This window comes from Microbacterium paraoxydans, assembly GCF_900105335.1.
Taxonomy (GTDB): domain Bacteria; phylum Actinomycetota; class Actinomycetes; order Actinomycetales; family Microbacteriaceae; genus Microbacterium; species Microbacterium paraoxydans.
In genome coordinates this window covers 2,016,175-2,030,962 of sequence record NZ_LT629770.1, presented here as the reverse complement: position 1 = coordinate 2,030,962, position 14,788 = coordinate 2,016,175, and the positions used below count along the sequence as shown (strand labels likewise).

General features: G+C 70.8%; 15 protein-coding genes and 1 tRNA gene. 9 read left to right on the top strand and 7 right to left on the bottom strand.

The features are described from left to right. The first annotated feature begins 59 nt into the window (after positions 1 to 59). Positions 60 to 305 carry a hypothetical protein gene (locus BLU02_RS10150; RefSeq protein ID WP_060923316.1) on the top strand — a complete coding sequence of 82 codons (246 nt, stop codon included), beginning with the start codon at positions 60 to 62 and terminating at the stop codon, positions 303 to 305. Then, entirely contained in the window at positions 302 to 1,279 is a 978-nt protein-coding gene (locus BLU02_RS10145; protein ID WP_060923315.1) for an SRPBCC family protein, read from the top strand. The genes BLU02_RS10150 and BLU02_RS10145 overlap by 4 nt, the downstream gene beginning before the upstream one ends. Positions 1,280 to 1,287: 8 nt before the next feature. Here the strand turns inward: BLU02_RS10145 and BLU02_RS10140 are convergent, their stop codons facing one another. Both BLU02_RS10140 and BLU02_RS17860 read right to left on the bottom strand, forming a co-directional pair. After that, complete coding sequence (locus BLU02_RS10140; RefSeq protein ID WP_060923314.1) at positions 1,288 to 1,602, bottom strand: hypothetical protein; 315 nt, start codon at positions 1,600 to 1,602, stop codon at positions 1,288 to 1,290. A 137-nt stretch (positions 1,603 to 1,739) separates the two neighbouring features. Further along, positions 1,740 to 1,874 carry a hypothetical protein gene (locus tag BLU02_RS17860; RefSeq protein WP_255218720.1) on the bottom strand — a complete coding sequence of 45 codons (135 nt, stop codon included), beginning with the start codon at positions 1,872 to 1,874 and terminating at the stop codon, positions 1,740 to 1,742. Between the two features lie 358 nt (positions 1,875 to 2,232). Here BLU02_RS17860 and BLU02_RS10135 point away from each other — a divergent pair, with 358 nt between their 5' ends. The 5 genes from BLU02_RS10135 to BLU02_RS10115 all read left to right on the top strand — a co-directional run bounded on the left by BLU02_RS10135 (position 2,233) and on the right by BLU02_RS10115 (position 5,376). Next, positions 2,233 to 2,499: a hypothetical protein gene (locus tag BLU02_RS10135; protein ID WP_060923313.1), complete on the top strand. Its 267-nt coding sequence runs from the start codon at positions 2,233 to 2,235 to the stop codon at positions 2,497 to 2,499. Continuing rightward, entirely contained in the window at positions 2,496 to 2,810 is a 315-nt protein-coding gene (locus BLU02_RS10130) for a hypothetical protein (protein WP_060923312.1), read from the top strand. The genes BLU02_RS10135 and BLU02_RS10130 overlap by 4 nt, the downstream gene beginning before the upstream one ends. Before the next feature lie 27 nt (positions 2,811 to 2,837). Beyond that, the gene (locus tag BLU02_RS10125; RefSeq protein ID WP_060923311.1) at positions 2,838 to 3,311 is read left to right on the top strand and encodes a MarR family winged helix-turn-helix transcriptional regulator; all 474 of its coding nucleotides are present in this window, start codon (positions 2,838 to 2,840) and stop codon (positions 3,309 to 3,311) included. Then, positions 3,308 to 4,111, top strand: coding sequence for an SDR family oxidoreductase (locus tag BLU02_RS10120; protein WP_060923310.1), 804 nt, complete (start codon positions 3,308 to 3,310; stop codon positions 4,109 to 4,111). The genes BLU02_RS10125 and BLU02_RS10120 overlap by 4 nt, the downstream gene beginning before the upstream one ends. Before the next feature lie 122 nt (positions 4,112 to 4,233). Beyond that, complete coding sequence (locus tag BLU02_RS10115) at positions 4,234 to 5,376, top strand: calcium:cation antiporter (protein ID WP_197676690.1); 1,143 nt, start codon at positions 4,234 to 4,236, stop codon at positions 5,374 to 5,376. A gap of 14 nt (positions 5,377 to 5,390) precedes the next feature. On the opposite strand, the gene BLU02_RS10110 is transcribed toward BLU02_RS10115, so the two are convergent. From BLU02_RS10110 to BLU02_RS10090, 5 genes are all read right to left on the bottom strand, one after another. Continuing rightward, positions 5,391 to 5,858 (bottom strand): hypothetical protein, encoded by a 468-nt coding sequence (locus BLU02_RS10110; protein WP_060923308.1) that lies wholly within the window; start codon positions 5,856 to 5,858, stop codon positions 5,391 to 5,393. 64 nt (positions 5,859 to 5,922) lie between these two features. Further along, entirely contained in the window at positions 5,923 to 10,827 is a 4,905-nt protein-coding gene (locus BLU02_RS10105) for a CLIPPER-2 domain-containing protein (protein ID WP_060923301.1), read from the bottom strand. Next, a complete protein-coding gene (locus tag BLU02_RS10100) occupies positions 10,767 to 12,647 on the bottom strand; it encodes a CLIPPER-2 domain-containing protein (RefSeq protein ID WP_157547044.1) in 1,881 nt (626 codons plus the stop codon). Before BLU02_RS10100 ends, BLU02_RS10105 begins: the two co-directional genes overlap by 61 nt. A 121-nt stretch (positions 12,648 to 12,768) precedes the next feature. Next, positions 12,769 to 13,230 carry a hypothetical protein gene (locus tag BLU02_RS10095; RefSeq protein WP_060923299.1) on the bottom strand — a complete coding sequence of 154 codons (462 nt, stop codon included), beginning with the start codon at positions 13,228 to 13,230 and terminating at the stop codon, positions 12,769 to 12,771. Positions 13,231 to 13,313: 83 nt separating this feature from the next. Continuing rightward, positions 13,314 to 13,396 (bottom strand) — tRNA-Leu (locus BLU02_RS10090). 144 nt (positions 13,397 to 13,540) lie between these two features. On the opposite strand from BLU02_RS10090, the gene BLU02_RS10085 reads away from it, so the two are divergent. Further along, positions 13,541 to 14,266: an FHA domain-containing protein gene (locus BLU02_RS10085; RefSeq protein ID WP_060923298.1), complete on the top strand. Its 726-nt coding sequence runs from the start codon at positions 13,541 to 13,543 to the stop codon at positions 14,264 to 14,266. Then, positions 14,263 to 14,784 (top strand): FHA domain-containing protein FhaB/FipA, encoded by a 522-nt coding sequence (locus BLU02_RS10080; protein ID WP_083370959.1) that lies wholly within the window; start codon positions 14,263 to 14,265, stop codon positions 14,782 to 14,784. The genes BLU02_RS10085 and BLU02_RS10080 overlap by 4 nt, the downstream gene beginning before the upstream one ends. Positions 14,785 to 14,788: the final 4 nt, after the last annotated feature.

Below are 14,788 nucleotides of genomic sequence, written 5' to 3'. Positions count from 1 at the left end.
AGGGACTCCTCGAGCAACCGCGGTTGACAATCTGCCCGTCAGCAACCTAGGTTGACAGCATGGAGTCCCTCGACATCGCCCGCGCCGCCGCGGACACGACCGATCCGCGTGCCGGGCTGCGCGCCGTGGCCTCGCTGCGGACCCTCGCCGACGCTCTCGAGCTGCGGCAGGTGGAGGCCGCCCTTCGCGCCGGGATGAGCTGGCAGACCATCGCAGACGCCCTCGGCGTCACGCGACAGGCCGCGCACAAGAAGCACAGCCGCCGCATCGACCCGACCATCCCGGTCCCGCGGCGGAACGCATGAGCCGCTTCACGGACGCCGCCGCGGCCATGCACACCCTCTCGCTTGCGGCGATGGAGGAGGCCTCACGCCTCGGACTGCGCGACGCGGACATCGACCACCTGCTGCTCGCGCTCACGATCGACGCCGACACCGGCGGACAGGTGCTCCGACGGGCCGGCGTCCGCCTCGATGCCACCAGGGCCGCTGTCGAGGCGCAGCACGCGGGGCAGATCCTCGCCATGGGGATCGACGCTCCGGCGGTGGGTCCAGGGCGCATCGTGTTCCATGAGACCGACGGCTACGACTGGACCGAGCGTGCCCTCGCCGTGCTCCGAGCCGCGTCTCAGGGAGGTCGCCGCGGGGACTCCGCCGCCGTGCTTCGTGCCCTGCTCGCAGAACCCAGCGGCCTGATCGCCGCCATCCTCGGTCGGCTCGCCGTGACGGAAGACGACCTCACGGCCCAGCTCGACGAGGTCAAGGGCACCGCGCGCTCGCCTCAGCCGGGCCGAAAGCCGGCCGCCGGGGGGATCACCGGGTCCCGCTCGATGTTCGTGCCGGCCGCGGAATCCGAGGTCCGGGCGGTGCTCGCCGATCCTGAACGGCTCCCGGAGTGGGAGCAGAGCGTCGCCGGCGTCCTCCCCGCCGGGAACGACGGTCCCTGGGAGGCATTCGCCCCGACCACGGCGCCGGACGGACGACCCCTGCGCCGCAAGCCCGAGTTCCATCGCCTCTGCGTGATGCGGGAGGAGGAGTCCGGGGCGCTCACCTGGCGTTTCGAGTACCCCGACGCGCCCCATGCGAATCCGCGCGCCCTCACGATGGCACTCGAACCGGCCGCGGGCGGGACGCAGCTCCGCGCGACGATGACGTGGGAGGCCAGGCCGCGCGGTCCGGTGCGACGGGCACTGCGGGCACCGCTGCTTCCGCTCTGGCGCGGCCTCGTCTTCATCCAGCTCGCGCAGGTCGAGAGCGGGATCAGCCGCCTCTTCCGCTGAGCGTCGGCTCAGTCGCCCTCGTGCCGCGGACCGACGCCCGGCTCCTTGCTGTGGGTCGACTCGTAGGCGGGCTCCGGCGGGTTCTTCGACGACGGGTCGACGCGGGCCGCGTTTCCGGCCCCGGCGTCCGCACCGGCGCCGCCGGCGGGCACGTCCTGCAGGGCGTCGGGGTCGTCGCCGCCCCGTTCGGCGAGATGTGCCGCGATGCCCTCGCGGGACGGTTCCTCCTTGGACTCGGCGGCGGCGTCCTCCTCCGCGAGCCGCAGAGCCTCCTCCGACAGCAACGGCTCGTCCGGGTACATGAAGGCTTCCGGATTCGACATGACGCGCTCCTCTCGTAGCGGAGACTCCAGAGTGCGTCGGATCCGCGCTGAGGACAAGGCCCGTTGACAGCTCGCCGTCGCCCCGGTATCCCCGGTGGGCGCAGCGGAGGACCGCCACGCCCACCGGGCCGGAGCCCTCAGCTCTTCGCGCCCTTGCGAGGCTTGAGGAACTCGTCCGGGGCGTTCTTCGCGCGCTTCGCCGCCCGCTTCTCCTTGAGCGAGAGCTGCGGCGCCTTCTTTCCTGCGCGACCCGGTGTGGACTTTCCTGACATGGCGCTTCCCCTTTGTGACTGGCTGGCGTAACCCCCGACCATACCCGGAAGCACAGGGAAGTCAAATTTCCCGCTGAACGGGAGAAAAACGCGCCCGGGAATCGCTCAGGACCCCACTCGACGAGCGGATGACCCAGCCACTTCTTTTGAATGACTCAAAATAACGTGGTACCGTCGAAGGACAGCAACCGGCCAGGCCGACCGCTCCGCACGCCCCTCACCGGGCCGCCGGCGGAGCGCGCCACCGCACCACGCGCACCGACCCCGGGGAGACCACCCCGCCGTCCGACGTGCGTCTCGCGAGGGACCCCCGTCCCTCGGCGCGAGCCTGCCCATACGCCCCGAGAGAGGAACACTCATGCCAGAGACACGACCCACCGAGCAGCGCAGGACGGGGTTCACCTCGATGCCGCACGCCCTCGGCCGCGGCGGCCGCGAGGACATCGTCTGGGAGGCGCTCGAGCGGGTGGACGGCAAGCCGGCGCCCGCGATCGGCGTCATGCAGGCGGCGATGGGCACGGAGGCGCAGATCCGCCTGACCGCGGACGTGATCCGCGCCTACCTCGATGCGCACGGCCTTCGGGACACCCGGGAGTGGGCGGCACGCCAGGGCGGTGCCGCATGAGGCGCCGGCTCCGCGCGGAGACCCAGGAACCGGCCGACGCCGTGCTGCGGCTACAGCCGGCGGAGCTCCATGACACGGCACCGTTCGCCCCCGGTGGCGATCGCTTCGTCGCCGAGCTCGCCTCCCCCGGCCTCGGGGCGTGCTCGTTCGTGCTCGGCCCGCAGGGCACGCCCCCGCCCGCGTGGATCGTGCTCGACTACGCCGACGGGCAGCAGCGACGGTGGCGACGCGCGCGGCGCGCGGGCGGTCGGCACTTCTTCACGCTCGCGGAGGACACGGCGAGCGCGGGATACGTCACTACTGTTGCCTGAGGCAACTTTGAGGCGTACCATGGACACATGACCACCGGCGAGGACGTCGCCGGCATCCACCTGGCACTCGTCCGCGTGGTGTCGGAATGGAGTGAGAGCGACCTGCAACGTCAGGTCGCGGAAGCCGTCGACGTCGCCCTCGATCCGTCCGCCATCCGCGCGCTCTACCTGCTCGGGATGAACGGGGGTGCGATGGGCTTCGGCGACCTGGCCGCGCACGCGACACTGTCGCGGCCGACCACGTCGAAGCTCGTCGCCCGCATGGCGACGCAGGGCGTCGTCGACCCCGTGCGCTCGGGACGCACGGTCGAGGTGCGCCTCACGGACGCAGGCCGGACGGCCTATGCGCGCCTGGTCGAGGCAGGCCATCGCATGGTCGACGATGCGCTCGCAGGCTGGTCACCGGACGAGATCGACGGATTCCGCCGCCAGCTCGGCCGCTTCGTCACCGCACTGTCCGGCACGCCGCCGGTCGTGTCCATCAAGGAGGAAACCCCATGACCCGCACCTATGTCGTCACCGGATCCGCATCCGGGATCGGCGCCGCCACCGCCGAGCTGCTCCGCTCCCAGGGCCACACCGTCATCGGCGTCGACCTCGCCGGCGTCGAGGTCGACGGAGATCTTTCCACCCACGAGGGGCGTCTGGCCGCGGCGAGCGCCGTGGTCGAGGCGGCCGACGACGGGATCGACGCCGTCATCGCCTGCGCCGGCATCTCGGCTCCGATCTCGAAGACGATGTCCATCAACTTCTTCGGCGTGACCGAGTTCCTGACCGCGCTCCAGCCCACGCTGAGTCTGGCCGACGCACCCCGCGCCGCCGTGGTGTCGTCGATGGCCTCGCTGCAGCCGGTGTCGCCCGAGCTCGTCGACGCCGCCCTCGCCGGCGACGAGGCGCGCGCGATCGAGATCGGCGACCGCCTGGCCGCGACGCCCGAGGCCGGGTTCCTCAACTACTCGTCCAGCAAGCGCGCCCTCTCGCGCTGGGTCCGTCGCGAGAGCGTCACCCCGGCGTGGGCGGGAGCGGGCATCCCGCTGAACGCCGTCGCCCCCGGAACCGTCACCACGGCGATGACGGCTGGCCTGCTCGACTCGCCCGAGGGCCTGGCCATGGTGGACGCCGCCGTGCCGATGCCGCTGAACTACCACCAGCCGGCGTCCTCCATCGCCGAGCTGCTCGTCTGGCTGACCAGCCCGGCCAACACCCACATGGCGGGACAGACGATCTACTGCGACGGCGGGGCCGACGCCGTGCTGCGAGGCGACGACATCTGGTCCTGGAACGACGCACCGCAAGGCTGAGTCCGGCTCTGCTCAGCCGCTGTTCCGGGAGCGCGGGTATCCTGGAGGTGTCTCCGGCACCCGGAGCAGCGGACGAGGGAGCAGTACCCGCACACGACGACTGACTCATGAAGGAGTCCGTCATGATCCGGTCGTTCATCACCCGCACCGACGTGCTGCGCGTGGCGCTGGGGTGGGCCGCGTTCGCCGCCCTGCTGGCCCTGCACCCGCTGCTCGCGCCGCCCGTGCCCGGACCCCTCCTCGTCGTCGCCCTCCTCGTGATCGTCGCCGTCATCCTCGTGTGCGCGTTCGGCGTCGTGAAGCAGGCGGAGGCCCTCGCCCACCGGCTGGGCGATCCCTACGGCTCCCTGGTGCTGACGCTGTCGATCGTGCTCATCGAGGTGATCCTCATCTCGGCCGTCATGCTCGGGCCGGGCGAGCACGCCACGATCGCGCGGGACTCGGTCATGGCCGTGTCGATGATCATCCTCAACCTCGTCATCGGCCTGGCCCTCCTCCTCGGTGGCCTCCGCCATCGGGGGATGGCGCACAACCGCACCGGCACATCCGCGTACCTGTCGATGCTCGTGGTCCTCGTCGCTCTGGCGTTCGGCCTCCCCGGTCTCATCGGCGACAACGGTGCGTACACGATCGGGCAGGAGATCCCGATCATCCTGCTCACCCTCGCTCTCTACGCGTTCTTCCTGTTCCGGCAGATGGGTGCGCAGGCCGACGACTTCACCGAGGTGGACGAGCGACTGCGGTCGGGGGCCCGCGCTTCCGAGGGCGCGGCGGCGCCGCGGACCCCCATCCGCGAGGTGCTCGCGGCCCACCGCGTCGAGGTGCTGACCCGCCTCGTGCTCCTCGTCGTCACGGTCGTCCCGATCGTGCTGCTCTCGCACGACATGGCGGCCCTGCTCGACGACGGTCTCGGCCGGCTCGGCGCTCCGGTCGCCCTGGCGGGACTGCTGATCGCGGGCATCGTGTTCCTCCCCGAGTCGATCACCTCGATCCGCGCGGCCCTGAACGGCGAGGCGCAGCGCGTGAACAACCTCTGCCATGGCGCGCTCGTGTCGACGGTCGGCCTCACCATCCCCGCTGTCCTCCTGATCGGCATGCTCACCGGGCAGGAGGTGGTGCTCGCCGAGTCGCCGGCGAACCTCCTCATGCTCGCCGTGACGCTGCTGCTGTCGGTGACGACGTTCGCGGCGAAGCGGGTCACGGCGATGCACGGCGCCGCGCACCTGGTGACCTTCGCCGTCTACGTCCTCATCCTCTTCAGCTGAGCCGCCTCAGCGGGTCAGGATGCCGCGCCCGCTCCGCGCAGCGCGCAGCGGAGGTCGCTCGGCGGCACGAAGTCCGCGGTGAGGGACCAGTCGGCCTCCTCGCCGGCGGGGACCTCCACCGTCACCTGACCGGACCCGACGACCGTGGCCGCATCGGTGGTGAAGAACACGGTCACCACGTAGGCGGCATCCTCGTCGGTCGGATTGCCGACCACGCCCTCCGCCGTACCGCCGTCATCCTCCGTGGTGCAGGTCGTGATCTGGGTGCCGGCGCGCACCTCCGGAGCGTCCGGCACATCCTCCGGCACGCTCGTCGCTCCGACGACCCCCTCGTCTTCACCGGGGATCTGCGGCGCCCCTTCCGCGGCCGTGCGCGTCGGGGCCGGATCCTCCGCGGCGGGCGTGCAGCCGCTGAGAAGGAATCCGAGAATCAGGATCGGGGCCGCGAGGCGGGCGATGCTGCGGCGGCGTGTGGACATCATGGGCTCCTCCTTCGACCAGGAGCGGCCCGTGGCGGGCGATCACCCGCCACGGGCCGCCTCTCGGTCAGCGCTGTTCCTGCTCTTCCTCTCGCCGTCGCATCCGCGTGAGGCCCAGGCCCAGTCCGGCGAGGACCATCACCCCGCCCAGCAGCAGGCCGCCGGCGGCGAGCGTGCCACCCGTGACCGCGAGTCCGGTCGGCGGCGTCGGCACCACGCGGGTGACCGTCTGCGAGGTCGGCGGATCGATCGGCCCTGCCGGCGTGTTGCCGGTCACGGTCGCGACGTTGCGCACCTCACCGCGACGCACGTCCGCGGCGTCGATCGTGTGCGGAGGCACCGTGCACGTCATCTGCTCCCCGGAGGCGAGGCTCGTCGCCGGGCAGGTGACCGCACCGGCCGTGGGATCCGACACGACGATGTCGGAGACCGTCTGCGCCCCGGTGTTGGTGACGATGATCGTCCACTCCACCCGGTCGCCGAGGTCGATGAGCCGGTTGGCGTTCACGTCGACGGTCGTCGCCCGCTTCTCGATCGCGAGGGAGTTGGTCCCGTCGAACGGCACCTCCACGGTCGAGGGCGGTGACACCGGCGGTTCACCCGAGGGCGGCGTGCCGGTGGCCGTCGCGGTGTTGGTCAGCCGTCCGGAGTCCACGTCCGCTTGTGTGGTCGTGTAGGTCGCCGCGCAGGTCACCGTTTGGCCCGGAATGATGCGGGCGGCGTCGTCCGGGCAGGTGATCGCCGACAGCTCGCCCTCACCGGAGAAGTCCGTGTCGTCCACCGCCACGTCCGCCAGGGTGACATTTCCCGTGTTGGTCACGACGAAGGAGTACTCCAGAGTCTCCCCCACGGTCGTCATCACGGCCGGGGTCGCCGACTTCACGATGCTGAGGCCCGGAGTCGACAGCGCGGGGACGCGCGCCTCGGACGGCGGCGACACCGGGGGCTGCAGGTCCCCGGGCGGCACACCGGTGGCGGTCGCGGAGTTCGTCACCTGGCCGGCGTCGATGTCCTCCTGCGTTAGCACATACGTCGCCGTGCAGATGAGCTGGGCACCGGGGGCCATCGACGCGGTCCCGGGCGGGCAGTCGATCGCCGACAGCGGACCCGTCCCGGAGAAGTCGCCCTCGGTGATCGTGACGTCCGTCAGCGTGACATTGCCGGTGTTGGTCACCACGAAGGAGTAGGTGATGTCCTGGCCCACGACGTAGGCCGCTGCCGTGTCAGGGCTGGCCGACTTCACCACGGCGATCGCCGGGTTCCGGTCACCGGGCAGTTCCACCGTCGACGGAGGCGTGAGCGGCGGCTCGCTGGTCGGCGGAGCCGTCGGCGGCTCTCCCGTCGCGACGGCCGTGTTCGTGAGCTGCCCTGCATCGACATCCGCCTGGGTGACCACGTACGGCGCCGTGCAGGTCACGGTCGCACCGGGGGCCAGCGAGGCGGCCGCGGCCGGACACGTGATGACCGGCGCGGTTCCCGTCCCTGAGAACGACACCTCGTCCACGCCGACGTCCGTCATCGTGACGTTGCCCGTGTTGGTGATGAGGAACGAGTACGTGATCGTCTGCCCTGCGGCGCTGATGCGCGTGAGGTCCGCGGTCTTCGCGACCGTGAGGGCCGGCAACCCCTCCGAGGGCACCTCGACCGTCGACGGCGGCGAGACGGGTGGCTGCCCCGACGGCGGTGTCCCCGTGCCGGTGGCGGTGTTCGTGACGCCACCCGCATCGACGTCGGCCTGGGTCACGACGTACGGCGCGGTACACGTCACCTCCGCTCCCGGAGCGAGCGACTCCGCTCCCGCGGGACAGGTCACCACCGGAGCCGTGCCGGTGCCGGTGAAGGAGACCTCGTCCACACCCACGTCCGTCAGCGTGACGTTGCCCGTGTTGGTGAGGAGGAAGGAGTACGTGATCGTCTGGCCCGCCGCGGTGATCTCGGTGCGGTCGGCCGTCTTCGCCACGGTCAGCGCGGGTGCCGGGTCGCCGGGGACCAGCACGGTCGAGGGTGGTGACACGGGGGGTTCGCCCGAGGGCGGCGTGCCGGTCACGGTCGCGGTGTTCGTCACCCCGCCGCCGTCGAGGTCGGCCTGCGTGACCACGTACGGCGCGGTGCAGGTGACCTGAGCACCCGGCGCGAGCGACGCGGCCCCCGCCGGGCACGTCACGACCGGAGCCGTGCCGGTGCCGGTGAAGCCCGTCTCCTCGACCGTCACGTCGGCGATCGTCACGTTACCCGTGTTGGTGACGAGGAACGAGTACGTGATCGTCTGACCCGCTGCGGTGATCGTCGACCGGTCGGACGACTTCACGACCGACAGGCCCGGCGACGGCTCCGACGGCACCTCGACCTCGGAAGGCGGCGACACCGGCGGCTCCCCCGACGGGGGAGTACCGGTCGTGGTCGCGGTGTTCGTCACACCACCCGCATCCACGTCGGCTTGCGTGACGACGTACTCCGCCGTGCAGGTCACCTCGTCCCCGGGAGCGAGCGACGCCACCGCGGCCGGGCACTCGATGACCGGCGGGGTCCCGCTGCCGGTGAACGAGGCCTCCGTCACCTCGACGTCCGTCAGAGTGACGTTGCCGGTGTTCGCGACGAGGAAGGAATAGGTGATCGTCTGGCCGGCGGCCGTGATCTCGGTCCGGTCCGCCGTCTTCGACACCGACAGGCCCGGCGACGGCTCCGACGGCACCTCGACCTCGGAAGGCGGCGACACCGGCGGCTCCCCGGACGGCGGCGTGCCCGTCACGGTCGCGGTGTTGGTGACTCCACCGGCGTCGATGTCCGCCTGCGTGACGACGTACTCCGCCGTACAGGTCACCTGCGCACCGGGAATCATCGTGGCGGCACCCGCAGGACAGGTCACGACCGGAGCAGGACCCGTACCGGTGAAGGTGCCCTCCTCCACCGTGACGTCGCGCACCGTGACATTCCCGGTGTTCGTCACCAGGAACGAGTAGGTGATCGTCTGTCCCGCTGCCGTGATCTCCGTCCGGTCAGCGGTCTTCGCCACGGTCAGCGCCGGGGCCGGGTCACCGGGGATCTCCACCGTCGTCGGCGGCGACACCGGTGGCGTCCCCGACGGCGGTGTGCCCGTCGCCGTCGCCGTGTTCGACAACTGCCCGGCGTCGATGTCGGCCTGCGTCAGCGTGTACGTGGCGGTGCACTCGACCTGCGCCCCCGGTGCGAGCGATGCGGCCCCCGCCGGACACGAGATCGCCGACACCTCTCCCGAGCCCGTGAACGCCGTCTCGTCCACCGTCACGTCGGTGAGGGTCACGTTGCCCGTGTTCGTCACGACGAACGTGTAGGTGATCTCCGTCCCCACCGTGTAGCCGGCAGCGGTGGAGGGGTCGGCCGACTTCACGACGGTGATGCCCGGCGTCTCGATCGACGGCACCTCGACCTCCGACGGCGGCGACACCGGCGGCTCGAGGGTTCCGGGCGGGTCGCCCGTCACGGTGGCGGTGTTCGTCACGCCGCCTGCATCGATGTCGGCCTGCGTCACCTCGTAGGTCGCGGTGCACGTCACCTGAGCTCCGGGTTCGAGGGACGCGGCCGCTGCGGGGCAGGTGACGACGGGAGTCGCACCGGTACCCGAGAACGACACCTCGTCCACGGTCACGTCCGCGATGGTCACGTTGCCCGTGTTCGTCACGAGGAACGAGTAGGTGATGACGTCCCCCGCGGCGGTGATCTCCGTCCGGTCGGCCGTCTTCGCGACCGTGAGGGCGGGCGCGCCGGGCACCGTGACGATCGCCGTGGAGGGTGCGGACACCGGCGGCTCGAGGTCGCGCGGCGGCGTGCCCGTCGCGGTGGCGGTGTTGGTCACCTGACCCGCGTCGACATCCGCCTGCGTCGCCTCATAGGACGCGGTGCAGGTCACCTGGGCGCCCGGAGCGAGTGTCGCCGCGGCGGCCGGGCAGGTGATCTCCGGCGCCGTGCCCGTGCCGGAGAACGCGGTCTCGGTCACGGTGATGTCGGTGAGGGTCACGTTGCCCGTGTTCGTCACGAGGAAGGCGTAGTCGACGGTCGCCCCGGCGGCGGTGATCGACGTCGGATCGGCCGTCTTGACGAGGGTGATCGCGGGCGTCTCGTCCGCGGGGACCACCACGGTCGAGGGCGGTGACACCGGTGGTTCGCCCGTGGGCGGCTCCCCGGTCACGGTCGCGGTGTTGGTCACCCCGCCCGCGTCGATGTCGGCCTGGGTCACCACGTAGGGTGCGGTGCACGTCACCTGCGCGCCCGGGGCCAGGGAGGCGGCGGCCGCGGGGCAGGTGACGACGGGGGCGGTTCCCGTTCCGGTGAACGACGTCTCCGTCACGCCGACGTCGGCGATCGTCACGTTCCCCGTGTTCGTGATGAGGAACGAGTAGGTGATCGTCTGTCCGGCCGCGGTGATCTCCGTGCGGTCCGCCGTCTTCGCCACCGTGAGCGCCGGGGCGGAGGTGACGGGGATCTCGACCGTGGACGGCGAGGACACCGGTGCCGTACCGGTCGGCGGCGTGCCCGTCGCGGTGGCCGTGTTCGTGAGCGCCGAGGTGTTGTAGTCCGCGGCCGTCACGGTGTAGCTCGCGGTGCAGGTGACCTCGGCCCCCGGCACGAGGGAGGCGGCGCCGGCGGGGCAGGTCACGTCGAGGGCTCCGGTGCCGGAGAAGGACTCCTCGTCGATGCCGACGTTCGTCAGGGTGACGTTCCCGGTGTTGGTGACGAGGAAGGAGTAGTCGATCGTCTGCCCGGCGCCGGTGATCGCGGTCGTCTCGGAGCTCTTCTCCAGCGAGATCGCCGGAGCCGGGTCCACCGGCACGCGCACGGTCGAGGGCGGAGACACCGGAGGCGTCAGCGACCCGGGCGGCACACCGGTGGCGGTCGCCGTGTTGCTGACCGATCCCCCGTCCACGTCCGTCTGCGTCAGGGTGTAGCTCGCACGACAAGTCGTCTGCGCACCCGGGGCGAGGGGGCGACCGGGCACTCGATCGTCGACAGGGAGCCGGAACCCGTGAACGCCGTCTCGTTCACCGCGATGCTCGAGACGGTCACGTTGCCCGTGTTGGTGACGATGAACGAGTAGTCGATCACCTGTCCGACCGTGAAGTCGTCCGGTCCGGACGGGGTCGCCGACTTCACGACCGTGAGCGCCGGGGTGCGGGTCGTGGTGACCGTCGCGGTGCTCGGGTTGCTCTCCACGCCGGTGTTGGCCTCGGAGGTTCCGGTCGCGAGCGCGGTGTTCGTCACCGTCCCCGCGTCGATGTCCGCCTGCGTCAACGTGTACGCCGCCGTACAGGTCGTGTTCTGCCCCACGGCGAGCGTCGTCGCCGCACAGTTCACCGCCCCGAGCGTCCCCGTGCCGCTGAACGCGGACTCGCGGATGCCGAGCCCCGAGACGGCGACGTTGCCGGTGTTCGAGACCGCGAACGAATAGGTCACCGTGTCCCCCGCCGCGCTGGCGGTGGTCGGCGTGACCGTCTTCGTCAACGCCAGAGAGGGCGCCGGAGCCGTGATCGTGACGGCGTAGTCCTCCACCTCACCCGGACCGCCCGTCCCCGTCGGGGTCGCCGCGGTCAACCCTGTCCCGCTCTGGATGCGGAATCGGGCGAACGTCTGCCCGCCCACCGTCTGCGAGGCGATGCCGGACCAGTTCAGCGTCACCGACGAGCCGTCCGCCGTGCCCGCCGGGACCGTCGCGGTGGCACCCTCGTTCGCATCGAACACGCCGTTGCGATTGAAGTCGATCCAGCCGACCAGGGTCGCCGGCACCCCCGGCACCTTGTTCGACGCCAACACCGACACCGAATAGGTGTTCGTCACGCTGGCCATGATCGGCCCGAACGACGCCACCCCCGTCTCGTCGTTGATGGTCTGGTTCGGGGCCGTGCCGCCGACCACGTTGTCGCCCGTCGCGTTCGCGCTGTACTGCATCGCCGTCTCGGCATCGGCCGACCACCCCAGATACGTCGCCGCATTCAGCTCATGGGAGACCGAGCCGTAACTGGCCGGCGCATCGCCGAAGTCGTCGGGAATCGTCGTACAGGAGGGGTTGAAGCCGTCGATGCCCTCGCCACCGCTCTGCGCGCGGTAACCGCGCACGACGATGTCGCTCGTCCCGGTCGTGTCCCCCGGACCACAGCGAGGAGTCGGCGTATCGAGACCGCCGTTGGTGTTGAAGTTCTCACCCGCGGTGAGGACGGTGGGGGTCGCCGCGAGGTTGATCCGCAGCTCCCCCGCGGCCGTGAAGGTCATCGGGCGGCACGTGATCTGCACGGAGGATGGCCATCGAACGCCCTGGCCGACGAAGGTCGTGCCGGTGATGCGATGCGCGAAGGTGTTCGCCGGACACGTCGCGGTGGACACATTCCCGCGGCTCTGATCGTAGACCGGCCCATCGATCCAGGTGGGGTTCACCGTTCCCGTCACGACGCCCGTGTTGCTCACCGTGATGGTCGAACACTGCAGCGCGAATCGAGTGAGGATGGCGTTCGCTCCGGACGGTGCCTCCGCGGTCCTGTTCTCCGTCCGGACGCCGGTGAGTACCGAGTTCGCCGGGCACTCCGTCGGTGCCGTCAGGTCCTTGTCCGTACCGACGATCGGACCCTCGTAGGAGACGCCGAGGTACAGCTGCGCCGGGTCGCCCGGGGCCGCCGTCGCCGGGAGCACGGGCGCGACGAGGGATCCCAGCACGAGGGCGAGCATGGTCGCCACCGCCCACGGGCGTCGCGGCGACAGCAGCCGCCGTCGCGTTCTCCGGTCCTTCTTCTCTTCGCGCTCGGAATTCGTGTGCAGAGAGAACTGCATGAACACTCCCCTGTTCCGTGCCCAGTCCACCCACCCCTCCGAACTGGGATACGGCTGAGAGTAGGGCGGCGCTTGACGGAACTCCAGGCCACCTTTCGTCGCTAAAGGATGAGGACTTTGGTCACTGACCGGGAGAGGAAGGCGACTCGAGTCGACGGCGCAGAGCCGTCGCGCGTTCCTCGAGTTCCGCACGGATCTCGTGGGCGGCGAGCGAGCCGCCGGAGAGGAAACCGGCCTCCAGCGCCTCCCGCCACCGGCGGTTCACCTCGTCCAGCTCACGGGTGAGGCGCTCCCTCTCCTCGGCCGAGATCGGCTCCGGCGGGACGGCGCCCTCCGCGTCGTCCTCCGGCACGACGTACCACCGGAAGTCCTCGCGACCGCGGGCATTGTTGAGTCGCCAGAGAAGGAGGAGGGAGAGAAGGAACCCCGCTCCCCCCGTCGCGATCATCACCCACGCGAACCCGGGCGTCTCGTCCAGCATGCCGAAGCCGTACCAGAGGAGCAGCAACGCCGTCAGCGCCAGGGCCCCGGGGAAGACGATGCGGACGACGATCAGTCCGACGGTGTGCATCCAGGGGCTCATGCGGGAGACCGTTCGTGGGTGTTCGCGGGGAAACAGAAAGAGCCGGTCAGACTCTGACCGACTCTTTCATGAATGTCTCGCTGTGCGCGAGGGGGGACTTGAACCCCCACGTCCATAAGGACACTGGCACCTGAAGCCAGCGCGTCTACCATTCCGCCACTCGCGCGAGCGTCTCGTTCCGAAGAACTCAACTTTCCGAGGATATCACGCGTTTTCGACCGCGATGCACACCCCGGCAGGGGCGTCGGCGGCGTTCCCCCAGGTCACCTGGCTACGATGTCCCTACCGGTCGGCATGCCAGAGGAGCCCAGTGGGACTACTTGACAGCTTTGAGAAGGGTCTCGAGCGCGCAGTGAACAGCGCGTTCGCGAAGACCTTCCGCAGCGGCATCCAGCCCGTGGAGATCGCTTCGGCGCTGCGACGCGAGGCGGATACCACTGCGGCCGTGGTGAGCCGCGACCGCATCATCACGCCCAACAACTACGTCGTGCGCCTCAGCCCCGACGACGCGGAGCGCATGCGCGGGCTCGGCGGCGCGCTGACGGACGAGCTGCACGCCCTCCTCACGAAGCACGCGAAGTCGCAGGGGTACAGCTTCGCCGGCCCTCTGTCCATCACGCTCGAAGCGGACGACAAGGTCGCCACCGGCACCGTCCGCGTCACCTCGGGCACCGTCGAGGGACGCGTGAGCTGGCAGGCCGTGGTCGACGTCGACGGGCGCCGGCACACCCTCACCCGTGCCCGCACGGTGATCGGCCGCGGCTCCGATGCCGACATCACCATCGCCGACGCGGGCTCGAGCCGTCGTCACGCCGAGATCCTCTGGGACGGCGAGCGCGCCATGCTCCGCGACATGGGGTCCACGAACGGCACGAAGGTGGACGGGCAGAAGCTCCGCGAAGCCGCCCTCCCCTCCGACACCACGATCACGATCGGTCGCACCGATCTCGTGTTCCGCATCGTCCCCGTCGCCACCCCGTCGCGGTCGTCCCGACCGGACGACGACGCGACCCGCGTGTTCGGAGCCCTCGGATGAGCGAACTGGTCCTGCTCCTGCTCCGCGTCGGCTTCCTCGTGCTGATGTGGTTCTTCGTGTTCGGGGTCGTCTACTCCCTGCGCGCCGACCTGTTCGGAGTGCGCGCCCGCAAGCTCCCCGCCGAGGCGACCGCGGGAGCACCCGCCGCCGCTCCTGCCGCGGCCCCGGCCGCCCCGCCCCGTCCCTCGTCGGCGCGACCGTCGACCGGTCCCGCGACCGTGGCGACGGCGAAGCGCCTGGTGATCACCTCCGGACCGAAGGCGGGTCTCGAGCTCCCCCTCGGCTCCGACGCGATGACGATCGGCCGCTCCAGCGAATCCGCCCTCGTGATCCGGGACGACTACACCTCCAGTCACCACGCCCGACTCCTGCTCCGCGGTGACACCTGGGCGATCCAGGACCTCGACTCGACGAACGGCACGTTCGTCGCCGGCCAGCGGGTGACGGGCGGTCCGGTCTCCCTGAGCCTCGGCACCCCGGTCAAGGTCGGCGCGACGACGTTCGAGTTGAGGGCCTGACGCC